Source organism: Dietzia sp. NPDC055343, assembly GCF_053645265.1.
In genome coordinates this window covers 1-21,932 of sequence record NZ_JBSHMJ010000006.1, presented here as the reverse complement: position 1 = coordinate 21,932, position 21,932 = coordinate 1, and the positions used below count along the sequence as shown (strand labels likewise).

Annotated in this window: 16 protein-coding genes and 1 pseudogene; 6 read left to right on the top strand and 11 right to left on the bottom strand. The window is 71.5% G+C overall.

Translation table 11 applies throughout. The features are described 5' to 3' along the window. Nucleotides 1-10: 10 nt before the first annotated feature. The gene (folE, locus tag ACWIE7_RS04495; protein WP_452099692.1) at nucleotides 11-634 is read right to left on the bottom strand and encodes a GTP cyclohydrolase I FolE; all 624 of its coding nucleotides are present in this window, start codon (nucleotides 632-634) and stop codon (nucleotides 11-13) included. A 36-nt stretch (nucleotides 635-670) separates the two neighbouring features. Then, nucleotides 671-3,265 carry an ATP-dependent zinc metalloprotease FtsH gene (gene ftsH / locus ACWIE7_RS04490; RefSeq protein WP_454068666.1) on the bottom strand — a complete coding sequence of 865 codons (2,595 nt, stop codon included), beginning with the start codon at nucleotides 3,263-3,265 and terminating at the stop codon, nucleotides 671-673. Nucleotides 3,266-3,448: 183 nt separating this feature from the next. Here ftsH and ACWIE7_RS04485 point away from each other — a divergent pair, with 183 nt between their 5' ends. Further along, entirely contained in the window at nucleotides 3,449-4,795 is a 1,347-nt protein-coding gene (locus ACWIE7_RS04485; RefSeq protein WP_452099694.1) for an amidase, read from the top strand. Nucleotides 4,796-4,830: 35 nt separating this feature from the next. On the opposite strand, the gene ACWIE7_RS04480 is transcribed toward ACWIE7_RS04485, so the two are convergent. The 6 genes from ACWIE7_RS04480 to dacB form a co-directional block, all read right to left on the bottom strand. Then, nucleotides 4,831-5,058, bottom strand: coding sequence for a hypothetical protein (locus ACWIE7_RS04480; RefSeq protein ID WP_454056967.1), 228 nt, complete (start codon nucleotides 5,056-5,058; stop codon nucleotides 4,831-4,833). Between the two features lie 55 nt (nucleotides 5,059-5,113). Beyond that, nucleotides 5,114-6,025 (bottom strand): sigma-70 family RNA polymerase sigma factor, encoded by a 912-nt coding sequence (locus ACWIE7_RS04475; RefSeq protein ID WP_452099697.1) that lies wholly within the window; start codon nucleotides 6,023-6,025, stop codon nucleotides 5,114-5,116. A 56-nt stretch (nucleotides 6,026-6,081) separates the two neighbouring features. Then, nucleotides 6,082-7,617: an acyl-CoA synthetase gene (locus ACWIE7_RS04470; RefSeq protein WP_454068665.1), complete on the bottom strand. Its 1,536-nt coding sequence runs from the start codon at nucleotides 7,615-7,617 to the stop codon at nucleotides 6,082-6,084. Between the two features lie 290 nt (nucleotides 7,618-7,907). Beyond that, nucleotides 7,908-8,465, bottom strand: coding sequence for a hypoxanthine phosphoribosyltransferase (gene hpt, locus ACWIE7_RS04465; RefSeq protein WP_452099700.1), 558 nt, complete (start codon nucleotides 8,463-8,465; stop codon nucleotides 7,908-7,910). Beyond that, nucleotides 8,466-9,482, bottom strand: coding sequence for a tRNA lysidine(34) synthetase TilS (gene tilS / locus ACWIE7_RS04460; protein ID WP_454068716.1), 1,017 nt, complete (start codon nucleotides 9,480-9,482; stop codon nucleotides 8,466-8,468). It lies immediately after the preceding gene. 88 nt (nucleotides 9,483-9,570) lie between these two features. Then, on the bottom strand, nucleotides 9,571-10,962 hold the full coding sequence (gene dacB, locus ACWIE7_RS04455) for a D-alanyl-D-alanine carboxypeptidase/D-alanyl-D-alanine endopeptidase (protein WP_454068664.1): 1,392 nt from the start codon (nucleotides 10,960-10,962) through the stop codon (nucleotides 9,571-9,573). A gap of 188 nt (nucleotides 10,963-11,150) precedes the next feature. Between dacB and ACWIE7_RS04450 the strand changes: the two genes are divergently transcribed. The 3 genes from ACWIE7_RS04450 (at nucleotide 11,151) to ACWIE7_RS04440 (ending at nucleotide 14,880) form a co-directional block, all read left to right on the top strand. After that, nucleotides 11,151-11,663 (top strand): inorganic diphosphatase, encoded by a 513-nt coding sequence (locus ACWIE7_RS04450; protein ID WP_454056965.1) that lies wholly within the window; start codon nucleotides 11,151-11,153, stop codon nucleotides 11,661-11,663. 166 nt (nucleotides 11,664-11,829) lie between these two features. Then, on the top strand, nucleotides 11,830-12,465 hold the full coding sequence (locus ACWIE7_RS04445) for a TetR/AcrR family transcriptional regulator (protein WP_454056964.1): 636 nt from the start codon (nucleotides 11,830-11,832) through the stop codon (nucleotides 12,463-12,465). Nucleotides 12,466-12,480: 15 nt separating this feature from the next. Beyond that, nucleotides 12,481-14,880: an MMPL family transporter gene (locus ACWIE7_RS04440; protein ID WP_454068663.1), complete on the top strand. Its 2,400-nt coding sequence runs from the start codon at nucleotides 12,481-12,483 to the stop codon at nucleotides 14,878-14,880. A 452-nt stretch (nucleotides 14,881-15,332) separates the two neighbouring features. Here the strand turns inward: ACWIE7_RS04440 and ACWIE7_RS04435 are convergent, their stop codons facing one another. The 3 genes from ACWIE7_RS04435 to ACWIE7_RS04425 form a co-directional block, all read right to left on the bottom strand. Then, the gene (locus tag ACWIE7_RS04435) at nucleotides 15,333-16,193 is read right to left on the bottom strand and encodes a crotonase/enoyl-CoA hydratase family protein (RefSeq protein ID WP_454068662.1); all 861 of its coding nucleotides are present in this window, start codon (nucleotides 16,191-16,193) and stop codon (nucleotides 15,333-15,335) included. A 50-nt stretch (nucleotides 16,194-16,243) separates the two neighbouring features. Continuing rightward, the gene (locus ACWIE7_RS04430) at nucleotides 16,244-16,450 is read right to left on the bottom strand and encodes a PspC domain-containing protein (RefSeq protein WP_230929895.1); all 207 of its coding nucleotides are present in this window, start codon (nucleotides 16,448-16,450) and stop codon (nucleotides 16,244-16,246) included. A gap of 179 nt (nucleotides 16,451-16,629) precedes the next feature. Next, nucleotides 16,630-17,421, bottom strand: coding sequence for an SDR family oxidoreductase (locus tag ACWIE7_RS04425; protein ID WP_454068661.1), 792 nt, complete (start codon nucleotides 17,419-17,421; stop codon nucleotides 16,630-16,632). Nucleotides 17,422-17,532: 111 nt separating this feature from the next. Here ACWIE7_RS04425 and ACWIE7_RS04420 point away from each other — a divergent pair, with 111 nt between their 5' ends. Both ACWIE7_RS04420 and ACWIE7_RS04415 read left to right on the top strand, forming a co-directional pair. Continuing rightward, nucleotides 17,533-21,381, top strand: a complete 3,849-nt coding sequence (locus ACWIE7_RS04420) for a Pls/PosA family non-ribosomal peptide synthetase (RefSeq protein ID WP_454068660.1) — start codon at nucleotides 17,533-17,535, stop codon at nucleotides 21,379-21,381. Nucleotides 21,382-21,438: 57 nt separating this feature from the next. Then, nucleotides 21,439-21,932, top strand: a pseudogene (locus ACWIE7_RS04415) (M1 family peptidase); the annotation flags it as partial.

The window sequence follows — 21,932 nt, the reverse complement described above, 5'->3', positions numbered from 1 at the left end:
GGCGCCGAGCTCACGTCCCGCGCAGGAGGCCCATTGCCTCCGCCCTGGTCGAGGCGTTGGTCCGCATGATGCCCCGGACCGCCGAGGTGGTGGTGACCGAACCCGCCTTCCGGATACCCCGCATGGACATGCACAGGTGCTCGCACTCGATCACCACGAGCACGCCCGCCGGGTCGAGCCGGTCGACCAGCGCGTCGGCGACCTGGCTGGTCAGCCGCTCCTGGACCTGGGGGCGCTTGGCGTACAGGTCCGCCAGGCGGGCCAGCTTGCTCAGTCCCGTGACCGCACCGGACTTGCCGGGGATGTAGCCGATGTGGGCCACCCCGTGGAACGGCACCAGGTGGTGCTCGCACGTCGAATAGATGGGTATGTCCCGCACGAGCACCAGTTCACGGTGGTCCTCGTCGAAGGTCTTGGCCAGCACATCCGCCGGGTCGGTGAACATCCCGGAGAAGACCTCACGGTAGGCGCGCGCGACCCGGGCCGGGGTGTCGCGCAGCCCCTCGCGGTCCGGGTCCTCCCCCACCGCGATCAACAACTCACGGACAGCGGCTTCGGCGCGCTCGGCGTCGAACCCGCGACCCGTGGTGACCGACCGCAGTTCGACGGAAGGCATCTGGTCAGTGCTCGTCATCAATCCTCTTCTCGCACGAATCCGACCTCTCGGAGGTCAGTCGTCACGTTCCCACGGCGCACGCCACCCGGGAGCCTTGTCCTCGCGGCGGTGTGAGCCCCGATTGGTGGGCTCGGTGCCGCGGCCCGAATCAGTATCCGGGAACGGCTCCGGGTCCGGCGCCCGGGTCTGCTCCGGGGCCGGGCGTTCCCGATCACGCTCGGGAACCGGGTATGCGGACTCGGGAGCGGAAGCCGGCTCGGCGGGACGGGGAGCCGGCGGGGCGGCCGGGGCCTCGTCACGGGGCATCGCCGGGAGACGGGTGGTCTCCGCACCGCTCGGGCCCTGCTCGCCGTACCGGCCCGACGAACTCGGGGGCCAGCCGGGCGCCGACCAACCGGGAGGCGGCGGCGTGCCGTAGGCCGGGATCGCGGTGGTCGGCTGTTTGGAGCCGGCGAACTCACGGGGACCGCCTCCCGGTGCCTGCCACGGGCCGGGCCGGTCGGGGCCGGGCTGCGCCGAGCCGGGTCCGTTCGCGCCGGGCCGGTCGGAGCCGGGCCGGTCCGTGTCGGGCCGGTCCGTGTCAGGTCGACCCGGGCCGGTGCCGTTGACCGTCTCGCGGCCGTTCTCCGGGCCCGCCTCGTTCTGGCCTGCACGCGAGGGCGGCAGCACGGGCATCGCGAAGGGATCGGTGATCGGCGGGGGCCACGGCTCGCCGCGCTCCTTGGCCAGCTCACCCGGGGTCTTGATGGGCGGGTGGGTGGAGGGGATGCGCCCACCGAAGTCGTCGAACTCGGTGATGCGCGGCCGCTTGACGACGTCGGCGAACAGCCGCACCAGGTCGTCCTGCCGCAGCGTCTCCTTCTCCAGGAGTTCGCCGGCCACCGCGTCGAGGATCTCGCGGTTGGCCTCCAGGACCTGCCACGCCTCGGTGTGGGCGGCGTCGATGATCCGACGCACCTCGTCGTCGATCACCTTGGCGATCTCGGGTGAGTACTCCACGCTCGAGCCGCCACCGCGGCCGAGGAACGGGTCCCCGCCCTCGCCGCCGTACTTGACCGCACCGAGCTTGGCGCTCATGCCCAGCTCGGCGACCATCGTCCGGGCGATCTGGGTGGCCTGCTCGATATCCGAGCTGGCGCCGGAGGTGGGCTCACCGAAGATGTACTCCTCGGCCGCACGCCCTCCCATCGCCATGACGATGCGCGCGATCATGTCCGCCCGGGTCATCAAGCTCTTGTCGTCCTCCGGGACCACGAGTGCGTGACCGCCGGTGCGCCCGCGGGCCAGGATGGTGACCTTGTGGACGGGCTCCAGGTCCTCCATCGCCCACGCGGCCAGGGCGTGCCCGGACTCGTGGTAGGCGGTGACCTTCTTGTCGTGCTCACTGATCACGCGGTGCTTGCGGCGCGGGCCGCCCACCACGCGGTCGGTGGCCTCCTCGAGGACGTCGATCGAGATCTCGTCATGCCCCATGCGGGCCGCGAGCAGCGCGCCCTCGTTGAGCACGTTGGCCAGGTCCGCACCCGACATGCCGATCGTCCGGCGTGCGAGCGCCTCCATGTCCACGTCCGCGGCCAGCGGCTTGCCGACCGAGTGCACGGCGAGGATCGACTCACGGCCGCGGAGGTCCGGGTTGGTGACCGGGACCTGACGGTCGAAACGGCCCGGCCGCAGCAGCGCGGGATCGAGCACGTCCGGGCGGTTGGTGGCGGCGATGAGGATGACCGTCGAGCGGTCGTCGAAGCCGTCCATCTCCACCAGGAGCTGGTTGAGGGTCTGCTCACGCTCGTCGTGACCGCCGCCCATGCCGGAGCCGCGGTGACGACCCACCGCGTCGATCTCGTCCACGAACACGATGCACGGCGAGTTCTGCTTGGCCTTCTCGAACAGATCGCGGACGCGCGAGGCGCCCACACCGACGAACATCTCGACGAAGTCCGACCCGGAGATCGAGTAGAACGGCACCCCGGCCTCACCGGCGACGGCGCGGGCCAGCAGCGTCTTGCCGGTGCCCGGCGGGCCGTAGAGCAGCACGCCACGCGGGATCTTGGCGCCCAGCCGCTCGTAGCGGGCCGGGTTCTGGAGGAAGTCCTTGATCTCGTTGAGTTCCTCGACCGCCTCGTCTTCGCCCGCCACGTCGGCGAACGTGGTCTGGGGCATGTCCTTGTTGAACTCCACCGCGCGCGACTTGCCCACCCCGAACAGGCCGCCCTCGCCGCCCTGCATGCGGGTCATGAAGTAGAAGAGCAGACCGAACAGGATGAGCATCGGCAGCAGGAACGAGGCCATCTGCATGAGGAAGCTCTGCTGCGTGACCGTCGTGTTGTACGTCTCCGGGCCGGCCGCGGCCACCCGGTCGAAGATCTGATCGGCCGCCCGCTCCGGGTACTTGGCGAGGATCTTGTCAGTCTCGTCCTCACCCTCGGCCGGGGTGATCGGCGAGGAGAGCTCGAGGCGCAGCTGCTGCTCCCGGTCCTCGATCAGCGCTTCCTTGACGTTGTCCGCATCCACCTGCGCCAGCGCCACCGAGGTGTCGACCTCGGTGTAACCGCGTTCGTCGTTGGCGAAGAACGAGAACCCGACGATCAACAGGATGATGACGCCGGCGATCGCCACGTTGCGGAAGACGGTATTGCTCTTTCGATCCATTCGGCCCTCATGTGGGAAGAACGGCCCGACCGGACGGCGGACCCGATGATGCGACCGACGAAGTCGGTATCGCCCCAGGCTACCCGCGAACACCGACAGCCGACCGGGGTGATCGCCCAGGGCGGACAGCGGTGACGGGCGAGCCCGGACGGCCGCCCACCTCGTCGTCGTACGATCAGGGCCGTGACCACCGATCCCCTCTCCGCCATCGAGACCGCCGAGGCCGTGCGTACGGGCGCGCGCGGCGCCCTGGACACCCTCGACGCCGCGTTCGACCGGATCGACGATCTCGACCCGGCCCTGCACGCCTTCACCACCCTGCTGCGCGCGGACGGCCGCTCGGCCGGCGCCGCCGTCGACGCCGGGCCCGTGGAGGAGCGCGCGGGCCTGCCCCTGGCCGGGGTCCCGCTGGCCATCAAGAGCACCGTCACGCTCGAGAACCCGGTCGTCGCGCCGCTGGTGGCCGCCGGCGCCGTCCCCGTGGGGATCACCGCGGCCCCCCAACTGTGCACGTGGGGGATGACCGACTCGGACGCGCACGGCATCACCCGCAACCCGCTGGACGTGTCCCTGACCCCCGGCGGCTCCTCGGGCGGATCGGCCGCCGCGGTCGCCTCCGGGATGGTGCCGCTCGCGGTGGGTGACGACGGCATGGGTTCCCTGCGGATCCCCGCCGCGGCCTGCGGGCTCGCCACGATCAAGCCCGGGCGCGGCGTCGTGCCCACCCGGCTCGGGCGGGACAACTGGGGGTACCTCGCCGAGTCGGGCCCCCTGGCCAGGACCGTCGCGGATGTCGCGCTCGCGCTGTCGCTGATGGCCTCCCTGCCCGAGCTGGCAGACGTCGACGAGGTGCCCGACGGGACCCGGATCGGCGTGTCCACCGACAGCCCGATCCGCCTCGGCCGCGATCTGGTCCGCGTCCACGAGCCGTGGAAGCGCGCGGCCCGGGAGGCCGCCGACCGTCTGCGTGGGGACGGCCTCGTCGTCGTCGACACCCCCCTCCCCGCCCCGCGCGACCCGTTCCTCTACCTCGCGCGGTGGACCTCCGCGGTGGCCCGCGCCGCCGAGGAGGAGAACCTGCCGCTGTCCGCGATGGAGCGCCGCACCCGCCACCACGCACTGCTCGGGCGCACCGTGTTCCGGCGCGGCGGGGCCGGGGACGGTGACACCCGCTGGAACCGCGCGGCCGAAGTGTTACGCGCCGACATCGTCGCCGTCATGGAGACGGCCGGCGTGGACGTGTGGCTCACCCCGGCGCTCGCGAACGTCCCGCCCGAGGCCACCGACTGGCATCGCCGGTCGTGGGGGCGCTCCATGTGGGCGTCGATGCAGTTCTCGCCGTTCACGCCGCTGGCCAACGTGCTCGGCTGGCCCGCCGCCACCGTGCCGTGCGGTGTCACCCACACCCCGCTCGGGCGGCGCCTACCCACGTCCGTGCAATTGATGGGCCGCCCCGGGTCGGAGGCGACACTGTTGGCGTTGGCCGCCGTGATCGAGCGGAACGACGACGACACCGTCGACACCCGCTAGCACCACACGGGGACGCGGGCATCGACCGGCGCGGTTCAGTCCTCCGGCAGCTCGGCGAAGCGCGCCTTGACGCCGTTGTACCAACCCAGCGACTGGCGGGGCCGCAGCCAGCGCCCCTTCATCTCCTTGCGCGCGGCCACGTGGGCCTCGTCGCCGGCCTTGACGCGTTCCCTGAGGTGGGCGTCCTGGGCGTTGATCACGTCGTCGGCCGTCTCGCCGTGGTGGGCGAGGTCGCAGGGTCCGCCCAGGTCCGTGCAGGTCATGGTCTTCACGATGAATCATCCCTCTCGGGTCGTGGCCGCGGACCGTCCGCGCGCCCTATTCCTCTGACGACTCCGGCGCCCCGGATGTGACCGGGCCGGCGCGTCGACGTCGACGCACTCCCTGCAGGACGCGCTCCTCGGCCCGGAAATCGATCCGGCGCACGACCCCGTCCGCGACCAGGAAGTCGAACGCCACCCGGGCGGCGCCGCGGTCGAACCACGCGGCACCGGGGCGATCGTCGACGTGCACCGGCAGCGCCGCCGCGGCGGCCCCGTTGAAGAACTCCGCGACGGCGTCCCGACCCTCGATGCGCTCCGGGGTGCCGATCCCCACCGCGACGGGGTCGCCGACCACCACGACGTCCGGCGCGAGCAGGCTCACCAGCCGGGCGAACTCGCCGTGGCGCGCGGCGGCGAGGAAGGCGTCGACCACCGCGGCGTCCGCCGACCCCTCCGTCCCGTCCGTCGTGTCGGCGCCCGGGCCCCGTCCCCCGCCGACCCGGGCGCGCGCCCGGGAGGCCAGCTTGCGGGCGGCCGCCGGGGTGCAGTCGAGGATCTCGGCGATCGCGGCGAACTCGACCCCGAACGAATCGTGGAGCACGAACGCCACCCGCTCCGTCGGGGACAGACGATCCACCACGACATGCAACGCGGCACCCACGGAGTCGACGAGCACCACGTCGTCGACCGGGTCGACCGACGAGACGGCGGCGCGGCCGTCGCCGGTGTCGTCCGCGACCGGCATCGGGACCCGGGCCTTGAGCCGGTCCAGGCAGAGCCTCGTGACGACGGTGGTCAGCCACGCGCCCGGCGAATCGATGGCCGAGGTGTCGGCACGATCGAGCCGGAGCCACGCCTGCTGGACGATGTCCTCGGCCTCGGCGGGATCGGCGAGGATCCGGGCCGCGAGCCGGACCAGCCGCGGCCGGTCGGCGGTGAAGAACTCCAGTACCCGATCCCGGTCCACCCCGGTGATCCTAGAAGACCGACCGGGTGCTGGGACGGCGATCAGCGCATCACGTTCTACGCGTACTGCTGCACGATCCGCCGCTTGACCAGCTTGCCCGTGGGCGTGCGCGGCAGTTCGTCGACGAAGTCCAGGCCGCGGGGCAGCTTGAAATCGGAGATCGTGCCGCGCAGCGCGCCGAGGATCTCCTCGGCCAGCGCCGGGCCGGGCTCCTGCCCCTCGGCCGCGACCACCACCGCGTGGACCCGCTCACCCATCTCCTCGTCGGGCAGGCCGATCACCGCGACGTCGTCCACCGCCGGGTGCAGGACGAGCGCGTTCTCGATCTCCTGCGGGTAGATGTTCACGCCGCCCGAGATGATGGTGAACGCCTTGCGGTCGGTCAGGTAGAGGAAGCGGTCCTCGTCGAGGTAGCCCACGTCGCCGAACGTCGCCCAGGTGGAGTGGTCCGGGTGCCGGACGGACGCCGTCTTCTCCTCGTCGCCGTGGTACGAGAAGGAGTTCTCGTCGTTCTGCCAGTAGATGGTGCCGATCTCGCCGGTCGGGAGATCGTTGCCGTCGTCGTCGCAGATATGGGCGATCCCCTTGAGCCCGTCCTTACCCACCGACCCCGGCCGCTCGAGCGCCTCCTCGGAGTTGATGAACGTGATGCCCATCCCCTCGGTGGCCGAGTAGTACTCGTGGATCACCGGGCCCCACCACTCGATCATGCGCCGCTTGACCTCGGGCGGGCACGGTGCGGCGGCGTGGATGGCGTGCGTCAGGCTCGACAGGTCGTGGCGGGAGCGCACCTCCTCGGGCAGCTTGAGCATCCGCACGAACATCGTGGGCACCCACTGCGAATGCGTGACCCGGTACTCCTCGATGAGCCGCAGCGCGTCCTCGGCGTCGAAGCGGTCCATGAGGATCACGGTGCCGCCGACCGAGTTGACGACGCCGCAGAAGCGCAGCGGTGCGGCGTGGTAGAGCGGCGCCGGGCACAGGTAGACACTGTCCGCGTCGAAGGCGTAGAGGAAGCTGAAGATCGGCGTGTAGTAGTCCGGCACCTCGTCGATCTGCCCCTCCGGCGGGTCGACGCGCACGCCCTTGGGTCGGCCGGTGGTGCCGGAGGAGTAGAGGAAGTCGTGACCGCGGGGCTGGTCGGCGGGCGCCTCGGTGGACCTGCCCTCGAGCAGCGTGCGGTAGTCCTCGAAGCCTTCCAGTGCGCCCCCGAACACCACCCGGTGCTCAAGGATCGGATTCGCATCCGCGGACAGGTCCACGTGGTCGGCCACCTGGGCGGAGACGAACAGCGCCCGTGCCCCGCAGTCGCCGATGATGTAGGACGACTCATCCGGCGTGAGGTGGTGGTTGATGGCCGCGATGTAGAGCCCGGACCGCAACGCACCCCAGTAGATCTCCACCATCTCGAGCGTGTTGTCCGAGACCACCGCGATCGTGTCCCCGGGCCGCAGGCCCCAGTCGTCGACCAGCAGGTGGGCGAGCTGGGCCGATCGGGCCTCGAGCTGCCCATAGGTGATCTGCTCGCCCGTCGCGGGGCGGATCACGGCGGGCTTGTCGGCAGTGGTGGCGGCGAAGGCTCCGGGGAACATGTCGCCAGCATATATCCGGCATGTGATCCGGATCACCGTTTTCGGACCGTGGTCCAAGTAGAAGCGAGAAGCGCTGTGCTCAGCCGCAGCGGGATGCCCAGTGGAGCCACGAGCGCAGCGTCAGTCCCGGGCCCAGGCGGCAGGTGCCCGGTTGCAAGACACGGACTTCAATCTGCAAGACACCAGGTGCGCTTCAGGGCCGGTTTTCCGCACTTGATGTCTTGCAACTGGCCGCGGATGTCTTGCAACCGGCGGGCAGGCGGGCCGGGCGGGGGCGGCCGGCCCGCGCCTCAGGAGTACATGCGCGGGTGCAGCCGGCCGATGTACGGCAGATCGCGGTACCGCTCGGCGAAGTCGAGGCCGTAGCCCACGACGAACTCGTTGGGAATGTCGAAACCGATCTCCAGGATGTCCAGGTCGGCCTTCACCGCGTCGGGCTTGCGCAGCAGGGTGACTATCTCGATCGAGCGCGGGTTCCGGGTCCGGAGGTTGCGCATGAGCCACGAGAGGGTCAGGCCGGAATCGATGATGTCCTCGACGATGATCACGTCGCGGTCGGCGATGTCGCGATCGAGGTCCTTGAGGATCCGCACCACACCGGAGGAGCTGGTCGACGAACCGTACGAGCTGACGGCCATGAACTCCATCTCGGACGGGATCGGCAGCGCGCGGGCGAAGTCCGAGACGAAGATCGCGGCGCCCTTGAGCACGGCGATCAGCACGACCTCCTTCTCGACGTCCGCGTACTTCTCCCCGACCGCGGCGGCCATCTCGGCGATCCGCGCCTGGATGGCTTCCTCGCTCAGCAGGACGGATTCGATCTCGTCCGCGTACTTGTCCATCGTCATCTAGCTCCCCGCTCCGCTCGCCCGGTCGATCTCCAGGACCACCTTTCCATGCCGACGCCGGGCGACCAACCTGGTCACCCGACTCTCGCCGGAGCCACTGCCACGGCCGGCCGCACCGCCGTGGATGTCCACACCGTCACGCCCGCGCGCGTCAGCCCCGCCGACGGCCACGCCGCCCTGCCCGCGCCAGTCGGTCACCAGCGCCGCCACGCCCGTCACGTGCGCGTACGTCGGCGACCCCACTCCCCCGGCGATCAGCCAGCGCCGGATCACCCGGGTCAGCACCGCGGCCGGCAACCGCTCGAGCCGGCTGACGTCCAGTCCACCGTCCGGGTCGACGGGTACGGCGGCGGCGAGGCGGTCGAGCTCGTCGTCGTCGACCCCCAACAGCTCGGCGGTGCGCGCCAGTCCCTCCGCGGCGCCGCCGGACAGCACGTCCTCGAGCAGCGGGAGGACCTCGTGGCGCAGGCGGACGCGCGTGTACGAGGGGTCGGTGTTGTGCGGGTCGTCCCACCAGGTCAGGCCGAGGTCGCGGCAGGCGGCGCGGGTGTCGGCGGCGCGCACGCCGAGCAGCGGGCGGGCCCACGGCGCGTCCCAGGCGGCCATGCCGCGCAGCGAGCGCGCGCCGGAGCCCCGCCCGAGGCCGAGCAGGACGGTCTCCGCCTGGTCGTCGAGCGTGTGGGCCAGCAGGACGGCGCGGCCGTCGCGCGCGGCGTCGAGCGCGGAGTAGCGGGCGGCGCGGGCGGCGGCCTCGGGGCCGGAGCCGTCGGGGTCGACGACGACGACGAGCACCTCCACCCCGGCCCCGATCACCCGCGCGGTGTCGGCTGCATCGCGGGCGACCTGCGCCGATCCCGGCTGCAGACCGTGGTCGACGATCAGAGCCATGACCTCGTCGAACTCGGCGACGGCGGCGGCGAGCAGGGCCAGCGAGTCGGCGCCGCCGGACAGGCCCACACACACCGCGTCGCCGATCTCGGGGTGGTCGCGGTGGAACGCCCGTACGGCCGCGCGCACGGTCCAGGCGGCGCCGGTCCAGGCAGCACCGGTCCGCGCCGCGTCGGCCCTTGAAGCGTCGGCCCGCGCGGCGTCGGTCCGGCGTCCGTCAGCGGCAGCCACAGTTCCGTAGCTCCGCGGCGATCCGGTCCAGCATCGGGCGCGCGTCGGCGGGGTCGGTGCCCGAGGACAGCAGCGCGAAGCTCATCGAGCGGCCGTCGACGTCGGTGACCGTGCCGGCCAGCGCGCTGGTGCCGCTGAGGGTGCCCGTCTTGGCGCGGACCCAGCCGGCGCCCGCGCCCGAGGGGCCGGAGAATCGGTCGGCCAGGGTGCCCGAGCCCGCGGCCACCGGCAGGGCGTCGAGCAGGTCGCGCATCTCGCGGGTCGCGTCCGGGCTCGAGGCGGTACGCAGCACGTCCGTCAGCACGGCCGCCGGGATGCGGTTGCCGGAGCTCATGCCGGAGCAGTCGTCCAGCTTCACGCCCGTCATGTCCAGGCCGTGCTCGGCCAGGGTGTCGATCACGGCGGAGGTCCCGGCGGCGAAGTCGGCCGGCTTGTCCGGGTTGCGGGCCAGCGCCACCTCGCGGCAGACCGCCTCGGCCAGCACGTTGTCCGAGTGGACGAGCATCGAGCGCACCCGCTCGACCAGCTCGGCCGACGAGACGCGCCCGATCTCCCCGGTGGTCTCGACCGGCTCCGCGGACACCCGCACCGTCTCCGGATCCACCCCCAGCTGCCGAGCCAGAATCCGGCCCGCCGCGAGCGCAGGTTGCGCGTAGCGCGGCGAGTAGTCGTCGGCCGGGTCCATACGACCGCCGTCGAGCATCCACGGCTCGATCGGGGCCAGGTTGCCGGCCGCGATCTCGCCCGGCGACCAGCCCGGCCCCAGCGCGGGCCCGGTGTACGGCCCGGGCGCCACGATGATGCGGGCGGGAGCGAGATCCGAGGCCCGCACGATGTCCGCGGCCTGGGTGACCGTGGCCGAACCCGGGAACAGCGGGCCCGCTTCGGCGCCCCGGGACATCGTCGGGTCGCCGCCGGGGATCACCACGAGCGTGCCCGGCTCGGTCCCGCTCGCCAGCACGGTGTCCACGCGCGCGTCGGCGGGCAGCTGCGTGAGGGCGGCCAGGGCGGTGAGCAGCTTGGTCGTGGAGGCCGGGACCCTGGGCGCGTCCGGGTCGCGCTCCCACAGCACCTGCCCGGTCACGTCGTCGACGACACTGCCCGTGAGGTCGCCCACGGCCGGGGAGTCCGCCAACGGGGCCAGCACCCGGGCGAGCACCGCCGGATCGGGCATCGGGGCCGAGTCGCCCGCCGGGAGCAGGCCCGGGGACGGTCCGGCGGCAGAGGCCGCCGGTTCGTGGGCCGCGGCGTCGCCGTCGTCGACGTCCGTCAACAGTGCCGCGACCACCACGGTGGCCACGAGAACCGCCAGAACCAGCACGGATACACCGATCCGCCACGCGGTCGAGCGCCCGCGCCACACACCCCGCTCGGTCACGGACCACCCCCAGGACGAATTGTTTCCGTCAGCGACGCCGTCGACCGCGGCGTCGTCTGCAACCACCTACGCTAGCGGCCCTCGTGACGCCGACCACCCCCGGCGCCGGGCCGCCTACTAGAATCACCCCGGATTCCCCGGGCGCCGGTCCCGGAAGGTAACGAACGCCGATTCAGCGAGGTACGACAGTGACCGTCGAAGTGACCATCGAGATCCCCAAGGGCTCGCGCAACAAGTACGAGATCCACCACGAGACCGGGAAGATCTACCTCGATCGCTTCCTGTTCACCTCGATGGGATACCCGGCCGACTACGGCTACATCGACGAGACCCTCGCCGACGACGGTGACCCGTGCGACGCCCTGGTGCTGCTCGACGAGTCCGTCTTCCCCGGCGTGATCGTCAACTCCCGCGTGGTGGCCGTCTACACCATGTCGGACGAGGCCGGTGGCGACGACAAGCTGCTCTGCGTCCCCGCGCTGGACCCGCGCTGGGAGCACATCCAGGACGTCGACGACGTGCCGGATTTCGAACTCAAGGCCATCGAGCACTTCTTCCTCCATTACAAGGACCTCGAGCCCGGCAAGCACGTCACGCCCGGCGAGTGGAAGGACAAGGCCTGGGGCGAGAAGCTCGTCGTGGAGGGCGTCGAGAACTTCAAGAAGCACCCCGAGGAGAAGTCCGAGCCCTTCCGCGGCTGATCCAGGCGCCTCTCGTCAGGCCCGGCACCCACGTGGTGCCGGGCCTGACCCGTATCCGGCGGGTCGTGGGCGCGACGGCGTGCCCTCGATCACGGTGATGATAATCACGTAACTTTCAGCCGCCTGCAACTTTGCATGGCCATGCAGGATCCGTACGGTGGGCCGGGTGACCCCCGACTGTCTCAAGCCCCGCGGGCTGCGTGAAGCGAAGAAGGCACAGACGCGTTCCGCACTGTCCGCCGCCGCCCTCAACCTCGTCAGCACCAGGGGATACGAGGCCACGACCGTCGAGGCGATCGCGCAGGCCGCAGGCGTCTCGGTGCGGACGTTCCACAACTACTTCCCCGGCAAGGCCGCGGCGCTGGCGAACCTGGCGGCGAACCTGGTCGGGGAGTACCACGCCGAGCTCCGGGCCCAGCCCGACGAGGTGAGCTGCGCGGACGCCCTCCGCGATGCGTGGCGCGAGATGCTGGACAGGTATCGCGCCGATGTGGCGGTTCTCAGCGTGCTTATCGATGCGGTCGAATCCAACCCGGACCTGCGCAGACACCTGCAGGACAACCATCCCGAGGTGCTGGTCACCGGCGTCGAGGAGGTGGCCCGGCGGCTCGGTCTGGACCCCGCCGTCTCGGCTGTCCCGCACGTCGTCGCCGAGATCACCTTCACGCTGGCCGTCACGGTGATCCGGATGCACGCCTCCCCCGACTTCGCCGGACGCACCCAGGACGACCTTCTCGACGAGGTGTTCTCGGCGCTGCCCCTACTCGTCGCAGTCCCCACCGACCCACACCACACCGACTAGGAGAAACCAGAACACATGGCTTCCTTCCTCTACCGCATCGGGCGGGCCTCGTACCGGCGCTGGTACATCGTCCTGGCCTCCTGGATCGGCCTCCTCGCCGTGGTCGGCGGGCTCGCGGCGGCGTTCTCCGCCCCCGCATCCAGCTCGTTCACCATCCCCGGCATCCCGTCCGAGCGGGCGCAGACGCTGCTCACCGAACGCTTCGCCAGCGACTCCGGCGAGGACCCGCAGACGGCGCCGACCTTCACCATGGTCATCGCGACGGCGGACTCGAGCCCGCTGACCACCCCGGAGAACCAGGAGAAGGTCGCGGAGGTCCTCGACTCCATCCGCGACATCCCGGGGCTCGCCGCACCCGAGGCCGTCGGCACCCTGGGCCTGCCCTCCGGGGCGCTCGAGGCCGGCGCGCCCGGCGACCAGCCATGGCTCACCGCCGTGCAGGCGCAGTCCGCGGGCCTGATCGAGCAGACCACCGCCGCCGGTGGCGACCCGGCGCAGGCCGAGACGGACGCCGCCACGGTTTCGCCCCTGTCCGCGGACGAGTCCGTCTACAAGGTCCAGGCCGGCTTCGACACCGAGATCACCCCCAGCGCCGTCGACATGACCGACGAGCAGCGCCAGTCGCTGGCCGACGTCACCGACGCCGGTGAAGCGCTCGGCCTCGAGGTCGCCTACAACGGCCCCGCCGCCCAGGACATGGGCGCCATCGGGTTCACCTCCGAGATCATCGGCATCGTCGTCGCCCTCATCGTCCTGGCCATCACCTTCGGCTCGATCGTCGCCGCCGGCCTGCCCATCGTCACCGCGATCGTCGGCGTCGGAATCGCCGTGCTCTCGGTCCACGCCCTGTCGGGCACGGTCGAGGTCAACGACATGACGCCGATCCTGGCCACCATGCTCGGCCTGGCCGTGGCGATCGACTACTCCCTGTTCATCGCCAGCCGGTACAAGCACGAGATCCGACTCACCGACGACCGGGCACACGCCGCCGGCCGCGCGGTCGGCACCGCTGGCTCCGCGGTCGTGTTCGCCGGACTCACCGTGTTCATCGCGCTCGTCGCCCTCACGGTGGTGGGCATCCCCTTCCTGTCCGTGATGGCCCTGGCCGCTGCCGGCGCCGTCGTCGTCTCCGTCCTGATCGCCCTGACCCTCCTGCCCGCGCTGTTCGGCGCGCTCCAGGGCAAGGTCTTCGCCGGACGCCTGCCGAGGATCACCGCGCCGGATCCGGAGGACGAGGGCGTCAACACCACCGGTGAGCGCTTCGCCAAGGCCATGCGCGGCAAGCCGTGGATCGGCCTGGCCGGTGGCGTGGTGATCCTCGCGCTGCTCGCCATCCCGGTCGGCTCGATGCGTCTGGCCCTGCCGTCGGACACCACCATGGAGCAGGGCACCCCGGCCCGTGACGCCTCCGACCTCCTCGAGCGCGGCTTCGGCCCCGGCGCCAACGCGCCGCTGCTCGCGATCGTCGACGCCACCGACATCCCCGCCGAGGAGCGGATGCCCGCGTTCCAGACGGCCGCCGCCGACTTCCGCGACATGGAGGGTGTGGTCAACGCCCAGGTCGTCATGACCAACGGCGACCCCGCCGACCCGCTGAGCGCCGACACCGCGCAGCTCCTGGTGACCCCCTCGACCGGCCCCACCGACGAGGCCACCGAGAACCTCCTCCACGCCATGCGCGACCACGCCGACGCCTACACGGCCGAGACGGGAGCGAACTACGGCATCACCGGCATCACCGCCATCCAGGCGGACGTGTCCGAGCGGCTGTTCGACGCGCTCATCCCGTACCTCGCGATCGTCGTGACCCTGGCATTCCTGCTGCTCATGGGGGTGTTCCGCTCGATCGTCGTGCCGTTGACCGCCGCGCTGGGCTTCCTGCTGTCCGTGCTGGCCACGCTCGGCGCGACCGTCGCGATCTTCCAGTGGGGCTGGCTCGGGCTGGTCGAGGGCACCCCGATCATCAGCTTCCTGCCGATCATCCTCATCGGCCTGGTCTTCGGTCTGGCCATGGACTACCAGGTGTTCCTGGTCTCCCGGATGCGCGAGTCGTACACCCACGGCGAATCCGCCAGCGACGCCGTGGTGCACGGCTACAAGTACGGCGCCCGCGTGGTCAGTGCCGCCGCGGTGATCATGATCAGCGTGTTCGGCGGGTTCATCCTCATGGACATGGCCTTCATCAAGACCATGGGCTTCGCGCTCGCCGCGGCCGTGTTCTTCGACGCCTTCGTGGTGCGCATGGTGATCATGCCGTCGCTGATGTACCTCATCGGCGACAAGGCGTGGTGGCTGCCCGGCTGGCTGGAGAAGATCCTGCCGAAGGTGGACATCGAGGGCGAGAACCTCGCCGTCGCGGCGCCGGGGGCCGCCGGGGCCGCCGCGGACGAGCGGGAGAAGGTCAGCGTCGGCTGACCGCGCCGGCCGGGGTGGGCCCCGCCCGCCGCGGCCGGACCCGGCTCACACCGGCCCCCCTCCACGAACGAGAAGAGCGTTCCGCACATCCCGCCCTCGGGAAACGTGTGCGGAACGCTCTTTTCGATGCCCGGGCGGGCGGCGGGGGCGGGCGGGTGCGCGGCGTGCGGACGGGGCGGGCAGCTCAGCGGCCGGTGTAGCTGGCGTCGCGCTTCTCGAGCGCGGCTCCGTCGACCGACTCACCGTCGAGGGGTCACACCCGATCACATACTCCGAGGTGCCCGCTTCGGAAACACGACATCTGCGACCACTCGACGAAGTTCGGGCTCTGGGCGCACACGAGAAGAGCGTTCCGCACATCCCGCCCGAGAGGCAGTGTGCGAAACGCTCTTTTCGATGCCCGGGCGGGCGGCGGGTGGGCGGGTGCGCGGCGTGCGGACGGGGCGGGCGGCTCAGCGGCCGGTGTAGGTGGCGTCGCGCTTCTCGAGCGCGGCGCTGACGGCCTCCATCATGTCCGCGGAGGCCAGGAAGCCCGCATTCCAGGTGGCGACGTAGCGGTTGGACTCGCGGATCGGGCCCTCGGTCGCGCGGTTCAACACCTCACGGGTGCCGCGCACGACCAGCGGCGGGTTGTCCGCGATCTCGGCGGCGGTCGCGTGGGCCGAGTCCAGCACGCCCGCGGCGTCGTCCGCCAGGTTGGTGATGAGTCCGTATCGCAGCGCGGTCTCGGCGTCGATATCGCGGCCGGTCAACGCCAGCTCACGGGTCAGGCCCGAACCGATGATGTAGGGCAGGCGGCCGAGCGAACCCATGTCGGCGACGATGCCGACCTTGACCTCGCGAACCGAGTACGACGAGTCCGCCGAGCCGTGCCGCACATCGCACGCCGAGATGAGGTCCATCGCGCCGCCGATGCAGCGACCCTGGACCGCCGCGATGGTCGGCGTCCGGGCCGCGGCCACCGAGTCGATGGCCTGACGCATCGTCTCCACGAAGTCGAGGATCCGCTCGTTGCGCGAGGCGTCCGGGGCCTTGTCCCGGGGCAGGAACTCCATGAACTGCGGCATCATCGCCATGAGGTCGAGGCCGTAGGAGAAGTTCCGGCCGTCGCCCGCGATGACGGCGGCGCGGATCTCGGGGTCCGCGTCGAGCTCGGCCATCACGCGGGGCATCTCGGCCCAGAAGTCCGGGCCCATGCCGTTGTTGCGTCCCGGGCCGATCAGGGTGATCTGGGCGACGTGCGGGTGCCGGGTCCCCTTTTCGATGCGGACCGAGGCGTACTCGCCGGGGGTGGTGGTGTCGGAATCGCTCATGGCCTAGAGACTGCCATGCCCCTGCCGCCCCGGCCCCCGGCAGTACCGGATCAGGCTCCGGAATTCGGCATGACGAACCAGAGGATCACGTAAATGAGCACCTGCGGCCCGGGAAGCAGCAGCGATGCCACGAACAGGACGCGGACCAGTGCCGGATCGAGCCCGAAGTAGTTCGCCAGGCCGCCGGCCACACCGCCGATCCAACGGTCCTCGGACCGGGCCAGACGCTTCGGCTGGGAGGTGGGAAAGCTGGTCATGACTGGAACTCCTTGTGGACGGCGGTGTCGTCGTCGTCCTCGTGGGGATGGTGGGCCGGGGATCTCTCCCCCGGTGACTCCCACTGTCCTCCCGTCGCGCCCGCACCACATCGGGGACGAACCCGGATTTCCGACCCTGATCCCGGCTCGGGGTCGCCCGGTTCCCGGCCCGGAGTTCGTCAGGTGTGGAACTCGCCGCAGTCGACGGTGAGGGTCTGGCCGGTGACCGCCGAGGCCCGGTCGGAGAGCAGGAACAGGACCGGGTCCACGATCTCGCGCTCGGTCGGCAGGCGGCGCAGGTCCATCTTGGCGGCCGTGTGCTGGTAGACGTCCTCGACCGAGCCACCGTACTTGCCGGCCAGGTGCTCGAAATAGGCCTTGAGGGTGTCGCCGTAGATGTAGCCCGGCGCGACCGTGTTGACGCGGATGCCGCGCGGGCCGAGTTCCGTGGCCAGCGAGTGACCCAGCGCGACCAGCGCGGTCTTGGCGATCTTGTAGCCCGCGTAGCGCTCGCGGGAGTGGTGGATGACGGCCGAGGCCATCATCACCACGGAGCCGTCCCCGGCCTCGAGGAGCGGGGTGAACTCCTGCGTGGCGCGCAGGGCGCCCATCACGGACAGGTCGATGCCGCGGGTGATCTGATCGTGCTCGGTCTCCGCCAGCGGCTTCATGCTGGGCACCGCGAAGGCGCTGTTGACCAGGCCGTGCACCGCGTCGGTGTGCTGCTCGACCGTCTCTCGCAGGGCGCGCACCGAGTCCGGATCGGTGGCGTCGACCGCGGCCGCGATCGCCCGGCCACCCACCTGCGTGATCTCGTCGGCCAGCTGGTCCAGACGCTCCTGCGTCCGCGCCGCCACAACGACCGTCGCGCCCTCGCGCGCGGCCTCGAGCGCCAGCGTCCGGCCGAAGCCGGGACCGGCGCCGATGATCACGATGACCTTGTCCGCGAATAGCCCTGTCATGCAGGCCATCAAACCAGCCGGGCGGCCGCATAGGGGACGGTTCGGTGCGGATTCAACGGCCTCCCCTCCACGGGTGTCGGTGGACTCTCGGCGTTCACTTACCCGGGATACCATCCACCGGTGCGATCGATCCCCGAACAGTATCTCCGCAGCTCACATGCCCCGGATCCCCGGACGCTGCTCGACGTCCTCGGTGCCGCCGCCGAGCGGCATCCCGACGCGCCGTGCCTCGACGACGGCGACCGGATCCTGAGCTACGGGCAGGTGTGGGAGCAGATCCACGCCTCCGCGCGGTGGATGCACGAGCAGGGCGTGGGGGCCGGGGACCGGGTCGGCATCCACATGCCGTCCGGCACCGCCGAGCTGTATCTGGCGGTCCTGTCGACACTCGCCGCCGGAGCCGCGTACGTGCCCGTGGACGTGGAGGATCCGCCGGAGCGTGCCGAGCTCGTGTTCGGCCAGGCGCAGGTGGCGGCCATCTACCGGGCCGAGGGCATGGTCGTCACCGACCCGGGTCGCCGCGTCGACACCTCACTGCGCCGGGCGCCGACAGGGGACGACGACTGCTGGATCATCTTCACCTCCGGCACCACAGGCCTGCCCAAGGGCGTGGCCGTGACGCACCGCAGCGCGGCCGCGTTCGTCGACGCCGAGTCCCGGATCTTCCTGCAGGACGCCCCGCTGGGGCCCGGGGACCGCGTCCTGGCCGGGCTGTCCGTGGCGTTCGACGCCTCGTGCGAGGAGATGTGGCTGGCCTGGGCGCACGGCGCCTGTCTGGTGCCCGCGCCGCGGTCGATCGTCAAATCCGGTCTCGACCTGGGCCCGTGGCTCCGCGACCGCGGCATCACCGTCATCTCCACCGTCCCGACGCTCGCGTCGATGTGGCCGAACTCGATGCTCGCCGACATCCGCATGGTCATCCTCGGCGGCGAGGCCTGCCCGCCCGAGTTGGCGGCGCGACTGTCCGGTGACGGACGCGAGGTGTGGAACACCTACGGCCCCACCGAGGCCACCGTCGTGGCGTGCGCCGCGCCGCTGGACGGGCTCGGCGAGGTGTCGATCGGCCTGCCGCTGGACGGCTGGGACCTGGCCGTAGTCGACGACGACGGCCACCCGGTGGGCTTCGGCGAGTCCGGCGAACTGGTGATCGGCGGAGTGGGGCTCGCACGCTACCTCGACCCCGAGAAGGACGCCGAGAAGTACGCGCCCATGGAGACCCTGGGCTGGGAGCGCGCCTACCGCTCGGGTGACGTGGTCCGGCTCGAGGAGGACGGCCTGTACTTCAACGGGCGGGTCGACGACCAGGTGAAGATCGGCGGGCGTCGACTGGAGTTGGGCGAGGTGGATACCGCCGTCTCGGCGCTTCCCGGGGTGAGCGCCGGCGCCGCGGCGGTGAAGAAGACCGACGCCGGCCAGCCCGTGCTCGTGGCCTACCTCGTGGCCCGGGACCCGGCGGGTTTCGATCTGGCCGAGGCCGCCGGCATCCTGCGCGAGCACCTGCCGGCCGGCGTGGTGCCGCGACTGACCCTGGTCGACGAACTGCCGACCCGCACCTCCGGCAAGGTCGATCGCGTTGCCCTGCCCTGGCCGCTGGCGGCGACCTCCGCCGCCGAATCGGAGCTCGACGGCACCGAGGCGTGGGTCGCCGAGCTGTGGTCGTCCGCCCTGGGGGCCGACGTCTCCGGCGTCGACGAGGACTTCTTCGCCCTCGGGGGCGGCTCGCTGGCCGCAGCGCACGTGGTGGTGAAGGTCCGTGAGCGCTTCCCGGCCGTCACCGTCGGTGACATCTACGACCGCTCGCGACTGGGCGACTTCGCCGAGTTCCTCGACTGCCTCGAACCGGAGGCCGAGGTCGAGCCCCGCGACGTCCGGCCGGTCGGCCGTGGGGCGCAGCTCGTGCAGGTCCTCGCAACCATCCCACTGCTCACCGTGACCGGCCTGCAGTGGCTGACCTGGCTCGGCGTGGCGAACAACATCGGAGCGGAACTCGGCGCGAGCTGGGCGCGCCCCGTGTCGTGGTGGGTGCTGGCGGTCATGGCTGTGCTCCTGCTGTTGCCCGTCGGCCGGATGGTCGTGACCGCCGGCCTGTGCCGGGTGCTCATGGCCGGGGTCCGACCGGGGGCGCACCCGCGCGGCGGCTCGGTACACATCCGACTGTGGGCGGCCGAGCGGCTCGTGGAGGCCTCGGGCGCGGCCTCGCTCGCCGGCGCCGGCTGGCTGACCACCTTCGCCCGCCTGCTCGGTGCGACGATCGGCCGCGGCGTCGACATGCACACCCTGCCGCCGGTCACGGGCCTGCTCACCGTGGGCGACGGCGCCTCGATCGAGCCCGAGGTCGATCTCGCCGGTCACTGGGTCGACGGCGACGTGGTGCACATCGGCGCGATCGAGATCGGCGAGAACGCCGTGGTGGGCGCCCGTTCGACCCTGCTGCCGGGCGCGACGATCGGCCGCGGTGCCCACGTGGAGATCGGGTCCGCCGTGGTCGGCGCCGTCAAGGCCGGCAAACGCTACGCCGGATCCCCCGCCCTCAAGCGCGGCAAGCGCGGCTCCAGCTGGCCGTCCGAGCCCGCCCCGCACAGTCGTGGGTGGAGCCTGATCTACCAGGTCTCCGCACTGGTGCTGGGCGGGATGCCGCTCGTCGCGCTGACCGCCGGGTTGGCCCTGGTGGCGTGGGGAGCACGCGACGCCGAGGGCCTCGCCCGGCTGGCGCTGCAGACGACGCTCTGGTCGATCCCCGGAGCGCTGCTCGCGTTCGCGGTCCTCACCGCGTTCACGCTCGTGACGATCCGTCTCCTGTCGATCCGGCTGGGGCCGGGCTTCCACCCTGTGCATTCACGCACCGCGTGGCAGGCCTGGTGCAGCGAGCGGATCATGGACGCCGCCCGCAACTGGCTGTACCCGCTGTACGCATCCATGCTCACCCCGATCTGGTTGCGGATGCTGGGCGCGAAGATCGGCAAGGACGTCGAGGCGTCCACGGTGTTGCTCATCCCGTCACTGACCACGGTGCGTGACGGGGCGTTCCTCGCCGACGACACCATGGTCGCCCCCTACGAGCTCGGGTCCGGCTGGATGCGCCTCGAGCACGCGCAGGTCGGCAAACGGGCGTTCCTGGGTAACTCCGGCATCGCCTCCGCCGGCCGCAAGGTGCCCGCCCGCGGCCTGGTCGCCGTACTCTCATCCGCCCCGCAGAAGGCGAAGAAGGGCACGTCGTGGCTGGGATCGCCCCCGCAGAAGCTGCCCCGTGCCGTCACCGACACCGACGACGCCCGCACCTACCAGCCACCGCGCCGCCTCAAGGCCGCCCGCGGGGCGTGGGAGACGCTGCGCCTGATCCCCGTCTGGATGTCGTTCCTGCTGCTGTGCAGTGTCCTCGTCCTGATGCAGGCCGCCCACCAGCAGTGGGGCTTCGCCGTGGCCGCGGTGTCCTCCGGGCTCGTGCTCGCCTACGCGGGCCTGGTCGCGATGCTGCTCGCGGTGTTGGCCAAATGGCTGTTCGTGGGCCGTATCCGCGCCGGTGAGCAACCGTTGTGGTCGTCGTTCGTCTGGCGCAACGAGGTCGCCGATTCCTTCGTCGAGCTTCTCGCCGCACCGTGGATGGCGCGCCCCGCCTCCGGCACGCCGGTGCTGGGCGCGATGCTGCGTCTCCTCGGCTCGCGCCTCGGTCGTGGCGTCTGGTGTGAGTCGTACTGGCTTCCCGAGGCCGACCTGATCACCCTCGGCGACGGCGCCACCGTCAACCGCGGCTGCGTCGTCCAGACCCACCTGTTCCACGACCGGATCATGCAGATCGACACCGTCGACCTGGAGGCCGGCGCCACCCTCGGCGCCCACTGCGTGACCCTGCCCGCCTCCTCCATCGGGGCCGGCTCCACCGTGGGCCCGGCCTCGCTGGTGATGCGCGGCGACCGCATCCCAGCAGGCACCCGCTGGCAGGGAAACCCCATCTCACCGTGGCGGGGCTGAGGGCTCAGAAACGGCGACGGGGACCCGGCCACGGGGTCCACTAGACTCGCGCAGGTCATGGAACTCAGGGCAGTCAAGAAGGACCTCGTCGCCAAGATCGCGGCACCCCGCAACCCGTCGCGGGCGGACCCGGTCGACCCCTACCTACCGTCCGCCGGCAACCACGGGTACAGGGTGACCCGCTATGAACTGGACCTCACATACAAGATGAGCTCCAACAACCTGCGCGGCGAGGCGGTCATCACCGCCACCGCCACCGAACCCCTCGATTCCCTCCTCCTCGACCTGTCGCCGCACCTGAACGTCTCCAAGGTGACGCTCGACCGCGGTCGGGTCGCCCGCTACAGCCGGCCCCGCGGCAAGCTCGCCGTCACCCCTTCCGAGCCGCTCGCGGTGGGATCGGCGTTCACGCTGACCATCCGCTACGCCGGCAATCCGCGCCCCATCCGCGGCGCCTGGGGCGAGGTCGGCTGGGAGGAACTGACCGACGGTGTCCTGGTGGCCAACCAGCCCAACGGGGCCGCCAGCTGGTTCCCCTGCGACGACCACCC